The sequence below is a fragment of the Mycobacterium sp. genome, assembly GCF_965229265.1.
GTDB lineage: Bacteria > Actinomycetota > Actinomycetes > Mycobacteriales > Mycobacteriaceae > Mycobacterium.
Map to the genome: position 1 here is coordinate 940,087 of NZ_CBDDIY010000011.1, position 20,805 is coordinate 960,891.

18 protein-coding genes and 1 pseudogene are annotated in these 20,805 nt (G+C 68.6%); 13 read left to right on the plus strand and 6 right to left on the minus strand.

Translation table 11 applies throughout. The features are described 5' to 3' along the window. Positions 1 to 64: 64 nt before the first annotated feature. Positions 65 to 283: a hypothetical protein gene (locus ADBZ9K_RS16925; protein ID WP_526622371.1), complete on the plus strand. Its 219-nt coding sequence runs from the start codon at positions 65 to 67 to the stop codon at positions 281 to 283. Position 284: 1 nt separating this feature from the next. On the opposite strand, the gene ADBZ9K_RS16930 is transcribed toward ADBZ9K_RS16925, so the two are convergent. Further along, the gene (locus ADBZ9K_RS16930) at positions 285 to 704 is read right to left on the minus strand and encodes a Rieske (2Fe-2S) protein (RefSeq protein ID WP_526622372.1); all 420 of its coding nucleotides are present in this window, start codon (positions 702 to 704) and stop codon (positions 285 to 287) included. 97 nt (positions 705 to 801) lie between these two features. Here ADBZ9K_RS16930 and ADBZ9K_RS16935 point away from each other — a divergent pair, with 97 nt between their 5' ends. The 5 genes from ADBZ9K_RS16935 (at position 802) to ADBZ9K_RS16955 (ending at position 5,136) form a co-directional block, all read left to right on the plus strand. Beyond that, a complete protein-coding gene (locus ADBZ9K_RS16935) occupies positions 802 to 1,383 on the plus strand; it encodes a DUF1707 domain-containing protein (protein ID WP_526622373.1) in 582 nt (193 codons plus the stop codon). A 9-nt stretch (positions 1,384 to 1,392) separates the two neighbouring features. Beyond that, complete coding sequence (gene map / locus ADBZ9K_RS16940) at positions 1,393 to 2,250, plus strand: type I methionyl aminopeptidase (protein ID WP_526622375.1); 858 nt, start codon at positions 1,393 to 1,395, stop codon at positions 2,248 to 2,250. Between the two features lie 73 nt (positions 2,251 to 2,323). Further along, positions 2,324 to 3,826, plus strand: a complete 1,503-nt coding sequence (locus ADBZ9K_RS16945; protein ID WP_526622377.1) for a cobyric acid synthase — start codon at positions 2,324 to 2,326, stop codon at positions 3,824 to 3,826. Positions 3,827 to 3,836: 10 nt separating this feature from the next. After that, entirely contained in the window at positions 3,837 to 4,508 is a 672-nt protein-coding gene (locus ADBZ9K_RS16950) for a hypothetical protein (protein ID WP_526622379.1), read from the plus strand. 76 nt (positions 4,509 to 4,584) lie between these two features. Further along, on the plus strand, positions 4,585 to 5,136 hold the full coding sequence (locus ADBZ9K_RS16955; protein ID WP_526622732.1) for an alpha/beta hydrolase: 552 nt from the start codon (positions 4,585 to 4,587) through the stop codon (positions 5,134 to 5,136). A 2-nt stretch (positions 5,137 to 5,138) separates the two neighbouring features. On the opposite strand, the gene ngg is transcribed toward ADBZ9K_RS16955, so the two are convergent. The 3 genes from ngg to ADBZ9K_RS16970 all read right to left on the minus strand — a co-directional run bounded on the left by ngg (position 5,139) and on the right by ADBZ9K_RS16970 (position 10,487). Then, positions 5,139 to 6,938, minus strand: coding sequence for an N-acetylglutaminylglutamine synthetase (ngg, locus tag ADBZ9K_RS16960; protein ID WP_526622734.1), 1,800 nt, complete (start codon positions 6,936 to 6,938; stop codon positions 5,139 to 5,141). Next, positions 6,935 to 8,743 (minus strand): N-acetylglutaminylglutamine amidotransferase, encoded by a 1,809-nt coding sequence (locus ADBZ9K_RS16965; protein ID WP_526622381.1) that lies wholly within the window; start codon positions 8,741 to 8,743, stop codon positions 6,935 to 6,937. The genes ngg and ADBZ9K_RS16965 overlap by 4 nt, the downstream gene beginning before the upstream one ends. Before the next feature lie 172 nt (positions 8,744 to 8,915). Continuing rightward, positions 8,916 to 10,487 carry an amino acid permease gene (locus ADBZ9K_RS16970; RefSeq protein WP_526622383.1) on the minus strand — a complete coding sequence of 524 codons (1,572 nt, stop codon included), beginning with the start codon at positions 10,485 to 10,487 and terminating at the stop codon, positions 8,916 to 8,918. A gap of 258 nt (positions 10,488 to 10,745) precedes the next feature. Between ADBZ9K_RS16970 and ADBZ9K_RS16975 the strand changes: the two genes are divergently transcribed. From ADBZ9K_RS16975 to zwf, 6 genes and pseudogenes are all read left to right on the plus strand, one after another. Beyond that, positions 10,746 to 12,068 (plus strand): glutamine synthetase family protein, encoded by a 1,323-nt coding sequence (locus ADBZ9K_RS16975; protein ID WP_526622736.1) that lies wholly within the window; start codon positions 10,746 to 10,748, stop codon positions 12,066 to 12,068. Continuing rightward, complete coding sequence (locus tag ADBZ9K_RS16980) at positions 12,055 to 12,810, plus strand: gamma-glutamyl-gamma-aminobutyrate hydrolase family protein (RefSeq protein ID WP_526622385.1); 756 nt, start codon at positions 12,055 to 12,057, stop codon at positions 12,808 to 12,810. Before ADBZ9K_RS16975 ends, ADBZ9K_RS16980 begins: the two co-directional genes overlap by 14 nt. Continuing rightward, complete coding sequence (locus tag ADBZ9K_RS16985) at positions 12,807 to 14,171, plus strand: aldehyde dehydrogenase family protein (protein WP_526622387.1); 1,365 nt, start codon at positions 12,807 to 12,809, stop codon at positions 14,169 to 14,171. The genes ADBZ9K_RS16980 and ADBZ9K_RS16985 overlap by 4 nt, the downstream gene beginning before the upstream one ends. After that, positions 14,168 to 14,953: a 3-oxoacyl-ACP reductase gene (locus tag ADBZ9K_RS16990; protein ID WP_526622388.1), complete on the plus strand. Its 786-nt coding sequence runs from the start codon at positions 14,168 to 14,170 to the stop codon at positions 14,951 to 14,953. Before ADBZ9K_RS16985 ends, ADBZ9K_RS16990 begins: the two co-directional genes overlap by 4 nt. Before the next feature lie 9 nt (positions 14,954 to 14,962). Then, positions 14,963 to 15,689: pseudogene (locus ADBZ9K_RS16995) on the plus strand (FadR/GntR family transcriptional regulator). 34 nt (positions 15,690 to 15,723) lie between these two features. Next, positions 15,724 to 17,238, plus strand: coding sequence for a glucose-6-phosphate dehydrogenase (gene zwf / locus ADBZ9K_RS17000; RefSeq protein ID WP_526622390.1), 1,515 nt, complete (start codon positions 15,724 to 15,726; stop codon positions 17,236 to 17,238). On the opposite strand, the gene ADBZ9K_RS17005 is transcribed toward zwf, so the two are convergent. Next, positions 17,239 to 17,544 (minus strand): hypothetical protein, encoded by a 306-nt coding sequence (locus ADBZ9K_RS17005; protein ID WP_526622392.1) that lies wholly within the window; start codon positions 17,542 to 17,544, stop codon positions 17,239 to 17,241. A gap of 206 nt (positions 17,545 to 17,750) precedes the next feature. After that, positions 17,751 to 18,302: an RNA polymerase sigma factor SigC gene (sigC, locus tag ADBZ9K_RS17010; RefSeq protein WP_526622394.1), complete on the minus strand. Its 552-nt coding sequence runs from the start codon at positions 18,300 to 18,302 to the stop codon at positions 17,751 to 17,753. A gap of 219 nt (positions 18,303 to 18,521) precedes the next feature. On the opposite strand from sigC, the gene ADBZ9K_RS17015 reads away from it, so the two are divergent. Further along, positions 18,522 to 20,801 (plus strand): heavy metal translocating P-type ATPase, encoded by a 2,280-nt coding sequence (locus ADBZ9K_RS17015; protein WP_526622396.1) that lies wholly within the window; start codon positions 18,522 to 18,524, stop codon positions 20,799 to 20,801. Positions 20,802 to 20,805: the final 4 nt, after the last annotated feature.

A 20,805-nucleotide genomic window follows, 5' to 3' on the forward strand; every position in this document is an offset into this window, starting at 1 on the left:
CAGCTCAGCTACGCTGTCGCAGCTAGACTGCTGTTCGGCCCAAATACCTCAGGGGGAGCAAAGAATGAGACTGTCCGTGTTGCGGTCCGGTGCCCGCGTTGTCGTCGTCGGTGCGGTCGTGACCGCGTCGGCTCTGCTCGGGGCGTCGAGCGCGCTGGCCGACCAGACCACCGATTGCCAGCCCGGCCAGGTCGTCATCGACGGCCAGTGCTCCGTGCCCGCGCCCCAGACGGGTAGCCAGCCGTCGGACAACCACAGCTCGAACGACAACGGGCACCACTGATTCAGTCGGCGACTATCTGGTTGCCCTGAACTTTCACTGCGACGGGCGTCAGCGGCGCCATCGCGGGCCCGCGTAAAACCGTCCCGTCCAGGCCGAACCTGCTGCCATGGCAGGGGCAGTCGATGGTGGCCCCGCTCACCTTGTCCGATGTCGCCGGCCCGGCGGCTCCCACCGACAGCACGCAACCGGCATGCGTGCACCGGGCGACAAAACCTTCGAACACCCCGGGTTGAGGTTGGGTGATGACGGTGTCGCCGACGACCGTGCCCGAACCCACCGGAATGGCCGAGGCGGCAGCCAGCACCTGGCCCGGGGTGGGTGGCGCCGCCGGCTTGATCAGCTCGTCGGCGTTGGTGCTGCAGGCGGCGATCGGTGCAACGGCGGCACCGATGAGCACGACCCGGCGCGGCAAGGCAAACATCGCAACAGGGTAATCGAGTCGCCGAGGTCGACGTTATGGTGCAATCCACTCGGGGTTGCACACCCATTCGTTCGTCTCGGCGAACAGGTACCGTGGTATGGCCATGACGGGAATCGACAACAGTCCTGCGCTGCGGGTATCCGATGCCGACCGCAACGGAACGTTGCGGCGACTGCACAATGCCGTCGCGCTCGGGCTGATCGACATCGGCGAGTTCGAGGAGCGCTCGGCGCAGGTCTCGGCGGCGCGGATGCAGAGCGATCTCGCGGTCCTCGTCGACGACCTGCCCGGTCCGGGCGCCATCGTCACCTCGGCCGCCGACCGCGTCGAGCTGCGGGGCTGGTTGGGCTCGCTGAAACGCCAGGGGGAGTGGATCGTGCCGACCCGGCTGGCACTGGTGCGCCGGATGGGCTCGGTGGATCTGGACCTCACCAGCTCCCGCTTCGCCGGGCCGGTCGTCGTGATCGAGCTCGACATGGTGCGCGGATCGGTGGACATCCGGCTGCCCGCCGGCGCCAGTGCGTCCATCGACGATGTCACCGTCTACGGCGGCACCGCGCGCGACCGCCGCAAGGACGCGCCGGCCGAGGGCACCCCCCACGTCGTGCTCACCGGCCGCGTCGTGCTGGGCTCGGTCAACGTCCGCGGCCCTAAGCGGCCACTGCTGCGCCGCCATTAAGCTGGGAACATGCCCGTACGCAGTGCACTGAGCCCCGGAGTGGTCTCACCCACCCTGCCGGTCCCCAAGGCGATCGAGCGGCCCGAATACGTCGGCAAGTCGACGGTTCAGGAGGGCAGCGAGCCCTGGGTGCAGACACCCGAGGTCATCGAGAAGATGCGGATCGCCGGGCGGATCGCGGCCGGTGCGCTGGCCGAGGCCGGCAAAGCCGTCGCCCCGGGCGTGACCACCGACGAGCTCGACCGGATCGCCCACGACTACATGGTCGATCACGGCGCCTACCCCTCGACCCTGCACTACAAGGGTTTTCCGAAATCGTGCTGCACGTCGCTCAACGAGATCATCTGCCATGGCATCCCGGACTCGACGGTCATCGAGGACGGCGACATCGTCAACATCGACGTCACCGCCTACATCCACGGTGTGCACGGCGACACCAACGCCACCTATCTGGCCGGCGACGTCAGCGAGGAGCATCGGCTGCTGGTCGAGCGCACGCACGAGGCGATGATGCGGGCCATCAAGGCCGTCAAGCCGGGCCGGGCGCTGTCGGTCGTCGGCCGGGTGATCGAGGCGTACGCAAACCGGTTCGGCTACAACGTGGTTCGCGATTTCACCGGCCACGGCATCGGCACCACGTTCCACAACGGACTGGTGGTGCTGCACTACGACCAGCCCAGCGTTGAGACGATGCTGGAACCCGGTATGACGTTCACCATCGAACCGATGATCAACCTCGGTGGGCTGGACTACGAGATCTGGGACGACGGCTGGACGGTGGCCACCAGGGACCGCAAGTGGACCGCCCAGTTCGAGCACACGCTCGTCGTCACCGAGGACGGCGCCGAGATCCTCACCCTGCCGTGACCGTGGCGAGCGTGCGGTGGCATACACCGGCGTCGGCGTGTCGCGCACGAAACTGCACACTCGCGCCGCACCCGTGAGGGGCGCGCTGCTGGTCGCCGGCACCACCTCGGACGCCGGCAAGTCGATGGTGGTCGCCGGACTGTGCCGACTGCTGGCGCGCAAGGGAATCGGTGTCGCGCCGTTCAAGGCGCAGAACATGAGCAACAACTCGGTGGTCACTGTCGAGGGCGGCGAGATCGGCCGGGCCCAGGGCATGCAGGCGCGCGCCGCCGGCCTCGAGCCCAGCACCCGGTTCAACCCGGTACTGCTCAAACCCGGCAGCGACCGAACCTCGCAGCTGGTGGTCAAGGGCCAGGCGGTGGGCACGGTCAGCGCGTCCGACTACATCCAGCACCGGGACCGGCTGGCCGGTGTGGTCGCCGACGAACTCGCTTCGCTGCGAGCCGAATTCGACGTCGTACTGTGCGAGGGTGCCGGCTCGCCGGCCGAGATCAATCTGCGCGCAACCGATCTGGCCAACATGGGACTGGCGCGGGCGGCGCAGCTGCCGGTCGTCATCGTCGGCGACATCGACCGCGGCGGGTTGCTGGCCCACCTGTTCGGCACGGTTGCGGTGCTCTCACCGCAAGACCAGGCGCTGATCGCCGGCTTCATCGTCAACAAGTTCCGCGGCGACCCGGCACTACTGGCTCCCGGCCTCGACCAGCTCGCCGAATTGTCCGGCCGCCCCACCTACGGGGTGCTGCCCTACAGCGACGAGCTATGGCTTGACACCGAGGACTCGGTGTCGGTGGTCGCCAGCCAGGTGGTCGGCCTGCCCGCACCGCCGCTTGGCGAGGACTGGCTGCGGGTGGCGGTGCTCCGCTTGCCGCGCATCTCGAACTCCACCGATGTGGAGGCGCTGGCCTGCGAACCCGGGGTGCTGGTCCGCTGGGTCAGCGACCCAGCCGAGGTGGCCGACGCCGACGTCGTCGTCATCCCCGGGAGCAAGGCCACCGTCGCAGACCTGCGGTGGCTGCGCGACCGCGGACTGGCCGAGGCCATCGCCGAGCACGCCCGGTCGGGTCGCCCGGTGCTCGGCATCTGCGGCGGATTCCAGATGTTGTGCCGCCGCATCAACGACACCGTCGAGACCCACAGCGGCGTCGTCGACGGATTGGGCCTGCTGGACGCCGATATCGACTTCGCCCCCGACAAGGTGTTGCGGCGCTGGCAGCACCCCCTGGCCGGCTATGAGATCCACCACGGCCGGGTAACCCGGTGCGGTGCGGACGGCTGGTTCGAGGCCGGCGGCGCGCCCGCGGGTTATGCCCGCGGCGCGGTGTACGGCACCCACTGGCACGGCCTGCTGGACAACGACGAGTTTCGGCGCCGGTGGCTCGACGAGGCCGCCGCGGCGGCCGGCCGGCACCGGTTCCGGGCCGCCGCCGACGTCAACGTGGCCGCCCGGCGAGACCGCCAGCTCGACGTGATGGCCGACCTGCTGGGTGCCCACCTCGACCTCGACGCCCTGCTGTCGGTGCTGGCCGGTGGCCCGCCGGAGCGCCCCACGGTCAGCACGTCGCTGCGTCGGTAGCCTGAAACTCATGTCACATCGGGGAGTGCGGGTCGCGGTTGCGGCGGTGACCGCTTTCCTCGTCGCGGGGTGCGGGTCAACGGTGGCGGGCACGGCGACATGGCCGGGCGCCACCCTGGAGAAGGTCACGCTGCGCGCGGCGGACTTCCCGCCCGGCGTGCACTACGACCGCATCGTCGAGCAGCCCGGCCAGCCCGACGGGGCCGGCGCTCCTCCCTCGATGCTGTCTCGCCCCGAAGGCTGCGCCAACGCCCTGACCAATGTCATCGCCGAGTCGGCCGAACGGGGGCCCGGCAGCGCCGCGAAGTACACCGCCACCTACGACGGCACCCGCATCGTGATGACCGTGCTGTCCTGGCCGCTGGATCTTGCCAAACTGGAGGCGGCCGCGCGCCGTTGCGCGAAGTTCGAGGCCTTCTTCGACCCGCGCGCCGTCGGCATCCCCATCACCACCGTCGAGCTCCCCGGCGTCGAGCACGGTGCACTGGCCTATCAGCAGACCATGCAGCTGAAGGGTTCGCCCAGTAGCGTTTACATGGCGTTCCAGAACGTCGGCAGGCTTGGGATGTTCGGAATCGCCTTTCCCGCACCCAATCCCAGCGTCGAAGCCAAAGCGTCACTGCCGCAGACATTCCTGGATGTTTTCGCCAAGCAAGCTGCCAAGATCCGCCGGACTAGCTGAACAGGGGCTGACAGACAATGGCGAAACCGCCCGCCGGGAGCCGCCTTCGCAGTAGCGTGGCGAAGTGCCTTCGACAATGGTGACTGTCGACGGGGTCCACGTGCCGGTCAGCGTGACCGGCCCGGAAAAGGGGCCGTACGTCGTTGTACTGGGGGCGGCCCAGCACGCGCCGGCGGCCTACGATCCGGTCTGCCAGCGGCTGCACACCGCGTCGGTGCGGACCGTCGTTATCGGCGCCGACCCCCGGTTGCATCCCAAGGCCGTGGTGGGCATCCTCGACGCGCTCGACGTCCGCTGGGGTGTGCTGGTCGGCGATCGGGCCGGCGCCGAGATCGCCTGGGAGCTGGCCGCCACCCGGCTCGACCGGTTCACCGGGCTGGTGGTGGTCGACCGTGGACATCCCCGCGTGCCCGACCAGGACGGCGTGGTCCGCGACGAGGACTGCCCGCCGGTGGAGGTCAACACCACCGCCCTGGTCAGCACCCCGGCGGCCCGGGCGCTGGCCAGGGCCAGTCAGCGCTACGTCTACAGCGACTACCGGGTGGTCGACTTCGCGGGGCGGCGCAATGCCGCCGAATCCACTGCCCAGTTGGCCGCTGAGATCGTGCTGCGCACCAGCACCTGGTGACCTCACGTCCCGTTCGGGGACGCCTGCGGAGTCCAGGCCTGCGGTAGTCCGGGCTGGCCGGGGAACAGAAAGTCGACGAAGGCCTGAGCGGTCGGTTGCGGCTGGTGGTTGGCCAGTCCGGGGCGTTCATTGGCCTCGATGAACACATACTCGTCCCGAGCCACATCGGGAACCAGCAGGTCGATACCGGTGACCGGGATGCCGACCGCTTCAGCGGCGACCACGGCCACCCGGCGCAGCTCCGGATGCACCTCGGCGGTCACGTCGTGGATGGTGCCGCCCTGGTGCAGGTTCGCGGCTCGGCGGACTCGCAGCCGGTGTCCTTCGGGCAGGACGGCCTCGAAGGACCAGCCGGCCTCGGCCACCGTCGCCTCGGTGACCTCGTCGAGCGGAATGCGGGACTCGCCGCCGGTGGCCGCGGCGCGGCGCCGGCTCTGCGTCTCGATCAGCTCTCGCACGGTGTGCGTGCCGGTGCCCACCACCTCGGCGGGCCGGCGCAGTGCGGCGGCGACCACCTTGCCGTCGATCACGACCAGCCGCAGGTCGTCACCGGAGGCGCGCTGCTCGATCAGCACCTCGGGATGGTGTTCGCGCGCCCGGGCCAGGGCCGCGTCCAGCGCGTCGGGTCCGTCGACTCCGACGGTGATCCCCTTGCCCTGCTCCCCGCGGGTGGGTTTGACCACGACGTCGCCGACCTCGGCCAGGAATGCGTGGTCGTCGGAGTCGAAGGTGGCCAGCCGGCCCTTGGGCACGACGATGCCGGCCTCGGAGACGATGCGCCGGGTGAGCCGCTTGTCGTCGCAGCGGCTCATCGCCACCGCCGAGGTGTACTCGCTCAACGACTCCCTGGTCACCACGCTGCGCCCGCCGTGTGACAGCCGCATCTCACCGGTTTCGGCGTCGAGCACCTCGACGCGGATACCGCGGCGCATCGCCTCGTCGGCGATGATCCGGGCGTAGGGGTTGAGGTCGTCGACGGTCTCGGAGGTGGGGGTGAACAGCGGTTCGTTGATGGCGTTCTTGCGTTTGACGGCCAGCACCGGAACGCGCTGGAAGCCGAGCTTCTCGTAGAGCCCGATGGCGGCGACGTTGTCGTAGGCCACCGACAGGTCCAGGTAGGCCCGGCCGCGCTCGCGGAACATCCGGGCCAGCGTGCGGGTCAGCGCGGCCCCGATACCGGGCAGGCTGGCGGTCGGGTCGACGGCCAGCGTCCACAGGCTCGCGCCGTCCTCGGGATCGTTGAACAACCGCTTGTGGTCGACCCCGGTGACGGTGCCGACCACCGAACCGTCGTCGTCGCGGACCGCAACGAGGTACTCGACCGCATCGGCGTGCAGGTGGTTGTTCCAGATCACCTCGGTGGGCGCGGGCACCATGCCGCACCGCACGTAGACCCGGTTCATCGCATCGGCTTCGGGTTTGTCGCGCAGCGCGCGAACCGAGAACCCGATCGGGGTGGGCTCCTCCTCGGCGTCGCCGCCGAACCGCCACCGGTAGGTGTGGCTGGGATCGATGAACAGCTCGGCCGGTGATTTGGCGATCAGGACATGGGATTCGCGGGCGTAGATGCAGATATCGCGCCGGCCCCGTTCCTCCTGCTGCAATACGGCGGCGAGCTTGTCGGGATCGGCAAAGGTCTGACCGAATATCAGACGGCCCCAACCCAATTCGAGGACGACGTCATCTTGCATCTCCTCGACCAGGTGCTGCGGGGACGCGTCGTGCAGGCCCAGGGTGATGGCTTCGGTTGCGGTGTCGATGCGCGACCCGCCGTCGGCCACGCGCTGGCCGCTGGCGTTCATGCCGCCGGCCCGGTGATGCCGTGCCGCTGCAGCCACAGCTCCAGCAGGCCGATCTGCCACAGTTCGTTGCCGCGCAGCGGCGTCAGCCGGCCGTTGGGGTCGGCCAGCAGGCGTTCGACCGCCTCGGGCCGGAACAGCCCACGTTCCTTGGCTTGTGGCGCGTAGAGGGCGTCGCGGACCATGTCCAGATACGGCCCCTCCAGGTGGGTGAGCGCCGGCACCGGGAAGTAGCCCTTGGGCCGGTCGATGACCTCGGCCGGAACGACTTGGCGGGCAGCTTCTTTCAGTACGCCTTTGCCGCCGTGGGCGGTCTTGAGCTGCGGCGGGCAGGTAGCGGCCAGTTCGACGAGTTCATGGTCGAGGAACGGCACCCTGCCCTCCAGCCCCCACGCCATCGTCATGTTGTCGACGCGTTTGACCGGGTCGTCGACGAGCATCACGGTGGTGTCCAGGCGCAGTGCGCGGTCCACGCCGGTCTGCGCGCCGGAGCGGGCGAGATGCTCGGTGACGAACGCCAGGCTGGGGTCGCCGTCCCAGCCGGCGCGCTCGTCGGCGAGCAGAGCGGCGACACCGTCGTCGTCGCGGTCGAAGAACGCCGCCCGGTAGCGGTCCACGGAGCCGGCGACGGTGGCCGCATCGGGCTCGCCCATCGGCGGGTACCAGTGGTAGCCGGCGAACACCTCGTCGGCGCCCTGGCCGGACTGCACCACCTTGACGTGCCGGGAGACTTCCTGGCTGAGCAGGTAGAACGCCACGCAGTCGTGGCTGACCATCGGTTCGCTCATGGCGCCGATCGCCCCGTCGAGGGCGGGCAGCATCCGCGCGGTGTCGATCCGGATCTGGTGGTGGTCGGTGCCGAACCGGTCGGCGACGATGTCGGAGTAGACGAACTCGTCGCCCTTGACCCCGCCGACCGACTCGAAGCCGATCGAGAATGTCGACAGTCCGGCCTGGCCCGCCTCGGCCAGCAGGCCGACGATCAGGCTGGAGTCAACCCCGCCGGACAGCAGGCAACCCACCGGCACGTCGGCCACCAGTCGTCTGCGCACGGCGGTGCGCAGCGCGTCGAGAACGGCGTCCTGCCAGTCACGTTCGGTCCAGTCGGACCGTTCTGTGCGGCGACTGAAATCCGGTGCCCAGTAAGTGGTTTCGGTGCGGGTGCCGTCCGGTTCGATGGCCAGCAGCGACCCGGGGGGTAGTTTGCGCACCCCGGCGAGGATGGTGCGCGGTGCGGGGACCACCGAATGGAAGCTCAAGTAGTGGTGCAGGGCGATCGGGTCGATGCGGGTGTCGACGCCGCCGCCGGCCAGCAGCGCGGGCAGGGTGGACGCGAACCGGATGCGGCGGGCATCTTCGGACAGATAGAGCGGCTTGATGCCCAGGCGGTCACGGCCGAGCAGCACCCGGCCGCTGTCGCGTTCGGTGATGGCGAAGGCGAACATGCCGTGCAGGTGCTCGACGAAGCGGTCGCCCCAGTGGTGGTAGGCCTTTCCCAGCACCTCGGTGTCGCTGTGGGAGAAGAAGCGGTATCCGTGGCCGGCGAGCTCGTCGCGCAGGGCCTCGTAGTTGTAGATGCACCCGTTCCAACAGATGGTCAACCCGAGGTCGGAGTCGACCATCGGCTGCGCGCCGGCCTCGGACAGGTCGATGATCTTGAGCCGGCGGTGCCCCAGCGCCACCCGGCCCTGCGACCACACCCCGGCGCCGTCGGGCCCGCGGGGCGTCATGGCCGCGGCCATGGCGGCCACGGCGGCCACATCGGGGGCCTGGTTGTCGAGACGGATTTCGCCCGTCGCTCCACACATAGCTGCTCTTCGACCCCATCCCGTCTGCTCGCTGTCTCGGCCCCTTAGTTACCCGCAGTTGTTCGTTCTCAACCGGGCCGAGACGGTGCTCACAAAGACCGCGCCCCTCGGCTTGGGGCACGAGGGGCGCGGGACCCTGCCTCACGGCGGGCCTGGGGTGTGGTCCCTGACGTCAGGAAACCCCCTCCAGTTCTTCGCCGGTGGCATCGACCTGCTGGATTGGCCCGGTGAACCAGTTCTTCACCGAGGCGTGCCAGTAGATCCACAGCAGGATCAACACGCCACCGACCACCAACGGGGTGTAGTTGACGAACTTCCACTCGAAGCTGGCGTCCCAGGGCGCACCACCGATCGAGGTGGGGAACATCGCGATGATCGAGGTGACGACGATCTCGATCAGGGCCAGCGGCGCCATCCACTTGTGGTGGCCGCGCAAGTTCCAGCTCCCCAGCGGGAACGAGTCGCCGGCCTTCCACCGGAAGTAGATGGGCACCGCGAAGCACAGGTACAGGCCCACGACACCGATCGAGACCACCGCGAAGAAGGCGATCGGCACGGGCGCACCGTTGATGTCCACCTCGACCAGGGCCGGCAGGGTCAGGATCGCCGCGATGGCTGCGGTGATCATCACCGCATTGGCCGGCACCCTCTTGGCACTGACCTTCGACCACAGCTGATGTCCGGGTACCGCCCGGTCGCGGCTGAAGGCGAACAGCATGCGCGAGGCACTGGTCTGGCATGCCGTGGTGCAGAACAGCTGGCCCGCCGTCGAGATCAGCAGCACGATCCCCACCCACTTGGAATCCATCGCCTGGGAGAAGATGGTGGCGACCGCGCCGCCGCCCTTGGTGACGCCGTCGACGTCCTGCACGGCGAACAGGAAGGTCAGCAGCAGGATCCAGCCGCCGATCGCCGAGTAGAAGATCGAGCGCCAGATGCCCTTGGCGGCGGCGTTGGCCGCGCTCTTGGTCTCCTCGGACAGGTGCGCCGAGGCGTCGTAGCCGGTGATCGTGTACTGGGTCAGGATCGCCGACATCGGCAGGACGAAGAACAGGAAGCCCAGGCCGGAGGTGGATCCGCCGAAGAATCCGGTGTTGTTGACGGTGGTGGCGAACACCGTGGAGAAACTGGCGTGCTGCTCGGGGATCGCCCACAGGATCACGACGACTGCGGCCGCGCCGACGACATGCCACCACACCGAGATGTTGTTGATCACGGCCAGCAGGTGGCTGGAGAAGATGTTGATGACCGCCACTGCCACCAGGATGATCAGGAACATGATGAAGGTCCGGGTCAGGCTGTAGCCGGCCAACCAGCTCTCGCTGAACGTGCCCAAGGTCAGGTCCAGGAACGTCGCCGATCCGTAGGCCACCGAGGCCAGGATGGCGATCAGACCCACCAGGTTCAGCCAGCCGGTGTAGTAGCCGGCCTTCGGCCCGCCGAGTTTGGCTGCCCACCAGTAGATTCCGCCCGATGTCGGGAATGCCGAGACCATCTCCGACATACAGAACCCGATGAACAAGATGAAGACCGCGAGAATCGGCCAGCCCCAGGCGATGGCCGCCGGACCGCCGTTGTTCCAGCCCAGGCCGAACGAGGTGAAGCAGCCCGCCAGGATGGAGATGATCGAGAACGAGATGGCGAAGTTGGAAAATCCGGACCAGGACCGGTGCAACTCTTGGGCGTAACCGAGGCTGGCGAGGTGGCGTTCGTCCTCGTCGAGTATTTCGTGACCCTCTGGCACAGCGCGTCTCCTTCAGGGCGAGGTAGGAGAGAGGCGGCCGACCGGCGCTCTCTGAATAGGGACAATAGAGTGCTATTGGTCTGGTGTCCTACCTTTGGAGTGACGTTTATGTAAATCTGGAAGACGACGTCGCCGCAAAGGTGGCATCCAATGGTTGACTTTCGGTCTATTCAATCCCGTCTGGAGGGGGCACACGTGACGCCTGATGGTGCTGGCCGCCGCCGGCCTGGCCTGTTGGTGCTGGCCGAGTTGGAGAGCATGGTGGCCGCCGGTGAGATCGACACGGTGATCGTGGCCTTCGCCGACATGCAGGGCCGGCTGACCGGCAAGCGGGTCGCGGCCCGGTTGTTCGTCGAGGAGGTCGCTGCGCACGGAGCCGAGTGCTGCAACTACCTACTGGCCGTGGACGTCGACATGAACACCGTCGACGGCTATGCGATGTCGAGCTGGGAGTCCGGTTACGGCGACATGGTGATGACTCCGGACTTCGCCACCCTGCGGCTGTTGCCGTGGCTGCCCGGGACCGCGTTGGTGATGGCGGACTTGTCCTGGGTCAACGGCGGGGCGGTGACCCCGGCGCCGCGCAGCATCCTGCGCACCCAGCTGGACCGGCTGGCGCAGCGCGGTCTGGAGGCTTTCGTCGGCACCGAACTGGAGTTCATGGTGTTCGACGAGAACTACCGAGACGCCTGGGCGGCCGGGTACCGGGGGCTGTCGAAGGCCACCGACTACAACGTCGACTACGCCATCCACGCCTCCACTCGGATGGAGCCGCTGCTGCGTGACATCCGGCTGGGTATGGACGGCGCCGGCATGTACTGCGAAGGCGTCAAGGGGGAGTGCAACTTCGGTCAGCAGGAGATCGCGTTCCGCTACGACAGCGCGCTGGTCACGTGTGACAACCACACGATCTACAAGAACGGCGCGAAAGAGATCGCCGACCAGCACGGCAAGAGCCTGACGTTCATGGCGAAATTCGATGAGCGCGAAGGCAACAGCTGTCACATCCACATCTCGTTGCGCGATGCCGACGGTTCGGCCGTATTTGCTGCGGCCGACGAGCCGCTGGGCATGTCCCCGATGTTCCGCAGCTTCATCGCGGGCCAGCTGGCCACGCTGCGTGAACTGACCCTGTTCTATGCACCGAACATCAACTCCTACAAGCGTTTTGTCGAGGGCAGCTTCGCGCCGACGGCGATCGCCTGGGGTCTGGACAATCGCACCTGTGCGCTGCGCGTGGTCGGCAACGGCCCCTCGATGCGCATGGAGTGCCGGGCGCCGGGCGGGGACGTCAACCAGTACCTGGCGGTGGCTGCGCTGGTGGCCGGTGGCCTCTACGGCATCGATCAGGGGCTGGAGCTACCGGAGGCCTGTGCGGGCAACGCCTACACCAGTGGTGCGCAGCGGCTGCCGACCACGCTGGCCGAGGCCGCCGACCTGTTCGCCAATTCGACGGTGGCGCGAGAAGCCTTCGGCGAGCAGGTCGTCGAGCACTACCTCAATAACGCCCGCGTCGAGCTGGCCGCGTTCAACTCGGCGGTGACCGACTGGGAGAGGGTGCGCGGCTTTGAACGACTCTAGAGCGGACGCCCCGCCCAGGCCGATCGTGGGCCTGACCACCTATCTCCAACAGGCGCAGACCGGGGTCTGGGACGTCCATGCCAGCTTCCTGCCCGGCATCTACATCGAGGGCGTCACGCTGGCCGGCGGTATCGCCACCCTGCTGCCGCCGCAGCCGGTCGACGGTGACATCGCCGCCCGGGTGCTGGATGGGATCGATGGGCTGATCATCACCGGCGGTAAGGACGTCGACCCGGCCGCCTATGGTCATGATCCGCATCCGACTACCGACGAGCCGGCCCGCGACCGTGACGCCTGGGAGTTCGCGCTGGTGGCTGCCGCCTTGCGCCGGCACCTGCCCGTCCTCGGGATCTGCCGCGGCGCACAGCTTCTCAATGTCGCACTCGGCGGAACGCTGCACCAGCATCTCCCCGACCTCCTCGGACACACCCGTCACCAGCAGGGCAACGCGGTGTTCACCACCTCCACCGTGCGGACCGTTGCCGGCAGCAAGCTGGCCGGGCTGATCGGGGACAGCATCGACGCGCAGTGCTATCACCATCAGGCGATCGACCGGCTCGGTGACGGACTGGTGGTCACTGCGTGCGACAGCGACGGAATCATCGAGGCGGTGGAGCTGCCCGGCCACGACTTCGTGCTTGCCGTGCAATGGCATCCCGAGGAGACCCTGGACGACCTGAGATTGTTCGCCGGCCTGGTCGAGGCCGCGCGGGTGTATACGACAGAAAGAGCACACCTTTGAGCACCACAGAGCTGGTCAATCCGGCGACCGAACAGGCGCTGCGCACCGTCGAGCTGACCGACGTCGCCGGTGTCGACGACGCCGTCGAGCGGGCCAAGGTCGCGCAGAAGGCCTGGGCGGCCCAGTCGCCGGCCGAGCGGGCCGCCGCGTTGCGGTCCTTCGCCGCCGCCGTCGACGCCCATGTCGGCGAGCTGGCCGCCCTGGAGGTGGCCAACTCCGGGCATCCGATCGGTGCCGCCGAATGGGAGGCCGGCCACGTCCGCGATGTTCTCCAGTTCTACTCGGCCAGTCCGGAGCGGTTGTCCGGCAAGCAGATTCCGGTCGCCGGTGGTCTCGACGTCACGTTCAACGAGCCGATGGGTGTGATCGGCGTGATCACCCCGTGGAACTTCCCGATGCCGATCGCGGTATGGGGTTTCGCCCCTGCGCTGGCCGCCGGCAACGCCGTGCTGCTCAAGCCGGCCGAGTGGACCCCGCTGACCTCGATGCGTCTCGGTGAGCTCGCACTGGAGGCCGGCCTTCCCGAGGGTCTGTTCCAGGTGCTGCCCGGCAAGGGCTCGGTGGTCGGCGAGCGTTTCATCAGCCACCCGGGTGTGCGCAAGCTGGTGTTCACCGGGTCCACCGAGGTCGGCACGAAGGTGATGGCGGGTGCGGCGGCCCAGATCAAGCGGGTCACGCTGGAACTCGGCGGCAAGAGCGCCAACATCGTCTTCGCCGACTGCGATCTGGAGCGTGCCGCTGCAACCGCACCCTACGGAGTCTTCGACAACGCCGGCCAGGACTGCTGTGCCCGCAGCCGGATTCTGGTGCAACGCAGCGTGTTCGACAAATTCATGGCGATGCTCGAGCCGGCGGTCAAGGGGCTGGTCGTGGGGGATCCCGCGCAGCGCGACACCGAGATGGGTCCGCTGGTGTCGCGCAAGCACTTCGAGTCGGTGGCTGCCTACGTGCCCGACGACGCCCCGGTCGCCTTCCGCGGCTCGGCGCCCACCGGCCCTGGCTACTGGTTCCCGCCAACGGTGCTGACCCCCGAGCGGGACGACCGCACCGTGACCGAGGAGATCTTCGGCCCGGTGGTCACCGTCTTGCCGTTCGAGGACGAGGCCGACGCCATCGCGCTGGCCAACGACACCGAATACGGTCTGTCCGGCTCGATCTGGACCGACAATCTGTCCCGCGCGCTGCGCGTCTCCCGGGCCGTCGAGGCCGGCAACCTGAGCGTGAATTCGCATTCGTCGGTGCGGTACAACACCCCGTTCGGCGGATTCAAGCAGTCCGGATTGGGCCGTGAGCTCGGCCCGGACGCACCCCTGCATTTCACGGAAACCAAGAACGTCTTCTATGCGATCGGAGAAGCATGACCTCGAAAGTTGACCTCACCCAACGGCTGTCGGGCAAGGTCGCCGTTGTCACCGGTGGTGCCAGCGGAATCGGATTGGCCACCGTCAAGCGGCTGCGGGCCGAAGGCGCGATCGTCGTCATCGGGGACCTCGACGCGACGGCCGGCCAATCCGTCGCAAATGACCTGAACGTCCAGTTCGTCCAGGTCGACGTCTCCGATCAGGTCGCGGTGGACAACTTGTTCGACACCGCTTTCGAGACCCACGGCGGGGTCGACATCGCCTTCAACAACGCCGGCATCAGCCCGCCCGACGACGACCTGATCGAGAACACCGGCGTCGAAGCCTGGGACCGGGTGCAGGACATCAACCTCAAGTCGGTGTTCTTCTGCTGCAAGGCCGCACTGCGACACATGGTGCCGGCGCAGAAGGGCTCGATCATCAACACCGCCTCGTTCGTGGCGGTGATGGGCTCGGCGACCAGCCAGATCTCCTACACCGCATCCAAGGGCGGCGTGCTGGCCATGTCCCGTGAGCTCGGAGTCCAGTACGCGCGGCAGGGGATTCGGGTCAACGCGCTGTGCCCGGGCCCGGTGAACACCCCGCTGCTGCAGGAGCTGTTCGCCAAGGATCCCGAGCGGGCGGCCCGCCGGCTGGTCCACGTGCCGATGGGCCGCTTCGCCGAGCCCGAGGAGCTGGCCGCCGCGGTGGCGTTCCTGGCCAGTGACGACTCGTCGTTCATCACCGGCTCGACCTTCCTGGTCGACGGCGGTATCAGCGGCCACTACGTCACGCCGCTGTAGGTCATCCAGATGTCGGCGGCGGCGGACGATTCGGCAGTGGCTTCCGAGGCACTGCTGCGTCCGGTGCGGCCCGGCAACGCCTTCGAGGACACCGTCGGCCGGCTGTTGCAAACCATCCGGCTCGGTGTGCTGGCGCCGGGGGGACTCGCTGCCTCCCGAGCGTGAACTCGCCGCCCGGCTCGGCGTCAGCCGCGACACCGTGCGCGAGGCCATCAAGTCGCTGGGCGACGCCGGCTACCTGGTGTCGCGCCGTGGCCGCTACGGGGGCACCTTCCTGGCCGAAGAGCTGCCCGCCCCGACCGAGGGGGCGGTTCGGGTCACCCGGGCCGAGATCGACGACGCGCTGCGGCTGCGGGAGATCCTCGAGGTGGGCGCGGCCCGGATGGCCGCCACCCGCACGCTGACCGCCGCAGAACGCGATGTGCTGTGGTCACGGCTGCTCGACGTGCGCAACGCCACCCCCGATGACTACCGGCGGCTGGACTCCCGGCTGCACCTGGCGATCGCCGAGGCCGCCGGCTCACCGTCGGTGGTGCCACTGGTGGCCGAGAACCGGATGCGCCTCAACGCCCTGCTCGACCAGATTCCGTTGCTGCGCCGCAACATTGTGCACTCCGACGAACAACACGAGGCGATCGTGATCGCGATCCTGGCCGGTGACCCGGAGGCCGCATCCGTCGCGATGCGCGCCCACGTCGCCGGATCGTCGGCGTTGCTGCACGGCTTCCTGGACTGACGAGCAGTGGCACCGGCCCCGGCGGGGTGCGATCATGCCCGGTGTGGCTACCGACAACTTGCAGACCATCGCTTATCCGGCAGCGGGTGCCCGTCCGCACCGTCGTGACGCCGAGAGCCTCGATCCCCACGTCATCGTCCTCTTCGGGGCGACCGGCGACCTCGCCAAGCGCAAGCTGATACCGGGGCTGGCGTATCTGGAAGAGTCCGCGCTGGCCCCCGACATCCGGCTGGTCGCCACCTCGTTGGAGGACTACACCGACGAGCAGTTCCTGGGCATGGCCAGAAAGGCCGTCGAGGAGTTCGGCAGCCGCCGGCTCTCCGACGCGCAGTGGGCGCACTTCGCCGAACGCGTCACCTACGTGCCCCAGAGTGCCGGACCGCAGGCGTTGGCCGACGCCGTGATCGCCGCCGAGGAGCTGCTGGGCCCCAACGTCCGACGGCTGCACTACCTGTCGGTTCCGCCGAAGGCGGCGCAGTCCGTCATCACCATGCTCAAAGAGGCGAACCTGGTGCAGCGCTCCCGGGTGGTGATGGAGAAGCCGTTTGGCACCGACCTGGCCAGCGCCATCGAACTCAACGACTTCGTGCACGACACGTTCGGCGAAGAACAGATCTTTCGCATCGATCACTTTCTCGGCAAGGAAGCTGCGCAGAACATTCTGGCGTTCCGGTTCGCGAACGGCCTGTTCGAACCGATCTGGAATCGCAACTTCATCGATCACATTCAGATCGACATCCCCGAGATGCTCGGCCTGGACGCCCGCGCGAACTTCTACGAGAGCACCGGCGCCTACAAGGACATGGTGGTCACCCACCTCTTCCAGGTGATGGCCTTCGTGGTGATGGAACCACCCACCGCCCTCGAGCCCCGCGCGATCAGCGAGGAGAAGAACAAGGTTTTTCGCTCGATGCTGCCGGTCAACCCGGCCGACGTGGTCCGTGGCCAGTACATCGGCTACCGCGAAGAGGACGGTGTGGCAAGGGATTCCGATACCGAGACGTTCATCGCGCTCAAGGTCGGAATCGATAACTGGCGCTGGGCCGGGGTACCGATCTACCTGCGGACCGGAAAGAAGATGGCCGAGGGCCAGCGCATCATTTCGATCGCGTTCAAGGAAGCGCCGCGCACCATGTTTCCGCCCGGCTCGGGAGTCGGTTCCGAGGGACCCGATCACCTCACGTTCGATCTGGCCGACGAGTCCAAGGTGTCGCTGTCGTTCTACGGCAAACGCCCGGGGCCCGGCATGAAACTCGACAAGCTGTCCATGCAGTTCTCCACCAGGGAGACCGACTCGGTCGGTGATGTGCTCGAGGCATACGAGCGGCTCATCCTGGATGCGATGCGGGGTGACCACACGCTATTCACCACAGCCGAAGGCATCGAGTCGTTGTGGGATCGCTCGGCGCACCTCCTGGAGGATCCGCCACCGGTCAAGAGCTATCCGGTCGGCACATGGGGTCCCAATGCCATTCACCAACTCATCGCCCCGAACGCCTGGCGGCTGCCCTTTGAACGGGCGTGGCGGGAGAAGAAGCCGCCGGCTTGATCAGCCGGCGCTGACCGGACTGGTCCGGATATCGGGCTGGGACCGTTCCAACGGGATGGTGATCAGCCGTAGCCAGGCCACGGTTAGGCCGGCGGCACACAGCACCCCGACTGTCATCCACGCCGCGGGCCCCCGGGTCAGTGCCGCCGGTGCGGTCTGATGCCACCAGAGCATGCCGAGTCCGGCAACGGTCGACAGGCCGCCGGCGTACGCGGCCGCACAGCACCAGCGGAAGCGCCTGCGCCACAGCGCTATCGAGGACAGCACCGCCGTCAGCACGAACATCGCGATCGCAACTCGGGACATCCAGATGCTTGTGCACATCAGCCAGCCAGCCCGTCGCTGCGGCGCCGCCTGAGCACACTGGCCGCGACGAGCATGACCACGGTTGCGCGCCCGCTGATCCACACATCCTCAAGCACGCGCGCTGCCCGATCCGGCGCAGCATCACATCGAGGTCGTTGTCACGGGGCACGTTCAGTGGTCGCATGGGCGCGCCCGGTGGTTCCCGGTCAACCCACCTGGTCGTCGCGGTGCGCGGCGGTCATCAGATCGTCGCGGGCGCGGGCGACGCGGGAGCGGATGGTGCCCACCGGGCACCCGCACACCTCGGCAGCCTCGGCGTAGGACAGCCCGAGCACCTGGGTCAACATCAACGCGTGGCGGCGGTCGGGGTCCAGCCCGTCCAGCAACATCCGAATCTCGATGATGTCCTCGAAACGCGCGGCGCTGTGCCGGGTGTCGAGCATCTGGTCCAGGTCGATCCCGTAGCCGGTGCGCGGCCGGGCCTGGTTGCGGCGGATCTGGTCGATGACCACGCGGCGGGCGATCGACAGCAACCAGGTCCGGGCCGAGGAGCGCCCGGAGAATCGGGGCAGCGCCCCGAGGGCGCGCAGGAAGGTCTCCTGGGTGAGGTCATCGGCGTGACCGGGGTCGCCGAGGAAGGCGACCGTGCGCCAGACATCGCGCTGGGTGGCCTTGATGAACGCCTCGAGCGCGGCCGAATCGCCGCGGCCGGCAGCCAGGGCCAGCACCGTCACCTGGTCGTCGTCACGTTCGCCCACGGAACGTCAGAGTAGGCGATCGCTGCGCCGGGCACATCTGCAGGCCACTGCGAACGGGTCGGCTGAACCCGGCGGAGTATTTTGGACACCGGTGTCGTCGGCGTGTCCGCACGAATTTTCCCGGTCGTCGGGAACTCGGCGGTCGCGGCAGCCGACTATCCGACTTGGGCGCCGGAGCGCCCGGTGGCGCGCGCGGCCACCACTGAGCCAAGGAGGGCGATGACGGTTTCCGTCGTGGGCGGTCCCGCCCCGGACGCGCCGCATGTCGCGCCCGATGCGCTCCACCGAGTCGAACTCGACGTCTCGGGAATGTCCTGCGCCGCGTGTGCCGCGCGGGTCGAGACCAAACTCAACAAGATCGACGGCGTGCGCGCGTCGGTGAACTTCGCCACCCGCGTTGCCACCGTCGACACGGTCGACTCGGTGGCCACCGACGAGCTCTGCGCGGTGATCCGCAAGGCCGGCTACGACGCGGCGCCGCGCAGCACGTCGCCGGTCGAACCGGCCGATCCCGACGACCAGCTGGCCCGCAGCCTGCTGCGCCGACTGGCCATCGCCGCCGTGTTGTTCGTGCCGCTGGCCGATCTGTCGGTGATGTTTGCCGTTGTCCCGAGCACCCGTTTCACCGGCTGGGGGTGGGTGCTGACCGCACTGGCGCTGCCCATCGTCACCTGGGCGGCCTGGCCGTTCCACCGGGTCGCCGTGCGCAACGCCCGGCACGGCACCGCGTCCATGGAGACGTTGATCTCGGTTGGGGTCACCTCGGCCACGCTGTGGTCGCTGTACACGATCTTCGGCGCGCACCGGGTCCGGGAAACCAGCGGCATCTGGCAGGCGCTGCTGGGCAGCGACGCCATCTACCTCGAGGTGGCCGCCGGGGTGACGGTGTTCATCCTGGCCGGCCGCTACTTCGAGGCGCGGGCCAAGTCGCGGGCCGGCAGCGCGTTGCGGGCGCTGGCCGCGTTGAGCGCCAAGAACGTGTCGGTGTTGCTGGCCGACGGCACCGAGATGGTGATCCCGGCCGACGAGCTCAAGGAGCAGCAGCGCTTCGTCGTGCGCCCCGGGCAGACCGTCGCCGCCGACGGGCTGGTGGTCGAGGGCAGCGCCGCGATCGATATGAGTGCCATGACCGGCGAAGCCAAACCCGCCCGGGTCCACCCCGGCGGCCGGGTGATCGGCGGGACGGTGGTGCTCGACGGCAGGCTGATCGTCGAAGCCGCGGCGGTGGGTGCCGACACCCAGTTCGCCGGCATGGTGCGTCTGGTCGAGGAGGCGCAGGCGCAGAAGGCCGACGCGCAGCGGCTGGCCGACCGGATCGCCGGGGTGTTCGTGCCCGTGGTGTTCGTGATCGCGGCGCTCACCGCCGGTGGGTGGTTGCTGGCCGGGGCCGACGCCGACCGGGCGTTCTCGGCGGCGCTGGCCGTGCTGGTCATCGCCTGCCCGTGCGCTCTGGGTCTGGCCACCCCGACGGCGATGATGGTGGCCTCGGGCCGCGGGGCCCAGCTGGGCATCTTCCTGAAGGGCTATCGGGCCCTGGAAGCCATCCGCGCGGTGGACACGGTGGTGTTCGACAAGACCGGCACCCTGACCACCGGGCATCTGGCGGTGACCGCGGTGACGGCCGCCGAGGGCTGGCAGCCCGCCGAGGTGTTGGCGCTGGCCGGCGCCGTCGAGGTCGCCTCCGAACACGCCGTCGCGGTGGCGGTCGTGACGGCGACCGACGATCGCCGCCCGGTCGAGGACTTTCGCGCGCATGCCGGGCGCGGTGTCACCGGTACGGTCTCGGGCCACGATGTGGCGGTCGGCCGGCCGTCCTGGGTGACCGGGGCGGGCCGGGCGCCCGCGGTCTTGGAGTCGGCGCGCCGTGCGGCCGAATCGCGCGGCGAGACGGTCGTCTTCGTCGCCGTCGACGGCGAGCTGTGCGGTGCCATCGCGGTCGCCGACGCGGTCAAGGATTCGGCGGCCGACGCGGTGGCCGCCCTACATCGCAGAGGGTTGCGCACCGTCCTGCTCACCGGTGACAATGCCGCGGCCGCCGGGGCGGTAGGCGCCCAGGTCGGCATCGACGAGGTCATCGCCGAGGTGCTCCCGGAGGGCAAGGTCGATGTCATCGGGCAGCTGCGCGACCGCGGCCGGGTGGTCGCCATGGTCGGCGACGGCATCAACGACGGTCCGGCCCTGGCCTCGGCGGATCTCGGACTTGCGATCGGGCGCGGCACCGACGTGGCGATCGGTGCCGCCGACATCATCCTGGTGCGCGACGACCTCGACATCGTCCCGCAGGCACTGGATCTGGCTCGCGCCACCATGCGCACGATCAGGGTCAACCTGTTCTGGGCGTTCGGCTACAACGTCGCGGCCATCCCGATCGCCGCGGCCGGGCTGCTCAATCCGCTGATCGCCGGTGCGGCGATGGCCTTCTCGTCGTTCTTCGTCGTCTCGAACAGCCTGCGGCTGCGCAATTTCGACAGCCGCGGGCGCACGTCAGCGAAAGGGTGATCCG

What these genes read in the sequence shown, in the direction of transcription:
- ADBZ9K_RS16935 (WP_526622373.1), top strand. Translation starts at nt 802, where the DNA reads ATGGCCATGACGGGAATCGACAACAGTCCTGCGCTGCGGGTATCCGAT.
- map (WP_526622375.1), top strand. Translation starts at nt 1,393, where the DNA reads ATGCCCGTACGCAGTGCACTGAGCCCCGGAGTGGTCTCACCCACCCTG.
- ADBZ9K_RS17005 (WP_526622392.1), bottom strand. Translation starts at nt 17,544, where the DNA reads ATGTCCCGAGTTGCGATCGCGATGTTCGTGCTGACGGCGGTGCTGTCC.
- ADBZ9K_RS16950 (WP_526622379.1), top strand. Translation starts at nt 3,837, where the DNA reads ATGTCACATCGGGGAGTGCGGGTCGCGGTTGCGGCGGTGACCGCTTTC.
- ngg (WP_526622734.1), bottom strand. Translation starts at nt 6,938, where the DNA reads ATGAACGCCAGCGGCCAGCGCGTGGCCGACGGCGGGTCGCGCATCGAC.
- ADBZ9K_RS16925 (WP_526622371.1), top strand. Translation starts at nt 65, where the DNA reads ATGAGACTGTCCGTGTTGCGGTCCGGTGCCCGCGTTGTCGTCGTCGGT.
- zwf (WP_526622390.1), top strand. Translation starts at nt 15,724, where the DNA reads ATGCCCGGTGTGGCTACCGACAACTTGCAGACCATCGCTTATCCGGCA.
- ADBZ9K_RS16965 (WP_526622381.1), bottom strand. Translation starts at nt 8,743, where the DNA reads ATGTGTGGAGCGACGGGCGAAATCCGTCTCGACAACCAGGCCCCCGAT.
- ADBZ9K_RS16955 (WP_526622732.1), top strand. Translation starts at nt 4,585, where the DNA reads ATGGTGACTGTCGACGGGGTCCACGTGCCGGTCAGCGTGACCGGCCCG.
- ADBZ9K_RS16975 (WP_526622736.1), top strand. Translation starts at nt 10,746, where the DNA reads ATGGTGGCCGCCGGTGAGATCGACACGGTGATCGTGGCCTTCGCCGAC.
- ADBZ9K_RS17015 (WP_526622396.1), top strand. Translation starts at nt 18,522, where the DNA reads ATGACGGTTTCCGTCGTGGGCGGTCCCGCCCCGGACGCGCCGCATGTC.
- ADBZ9K_RS16990 (WP_526622388.1), top strand. Translation starts at nt 14,168, where the DNA reads ATGACCTCGAAAGTTGACCTCACCCAACGGCTGTCGGGCAAGGTCGCC.
- ADBZ9K_RS16930 (WP_526622372.1), bottom strand. Translation starts at nt 704, where the DNA reads ATGTTTGCCTTGCCGCGCCGGGTCGTGCTCATCGGTGCCGCCGTTGCA.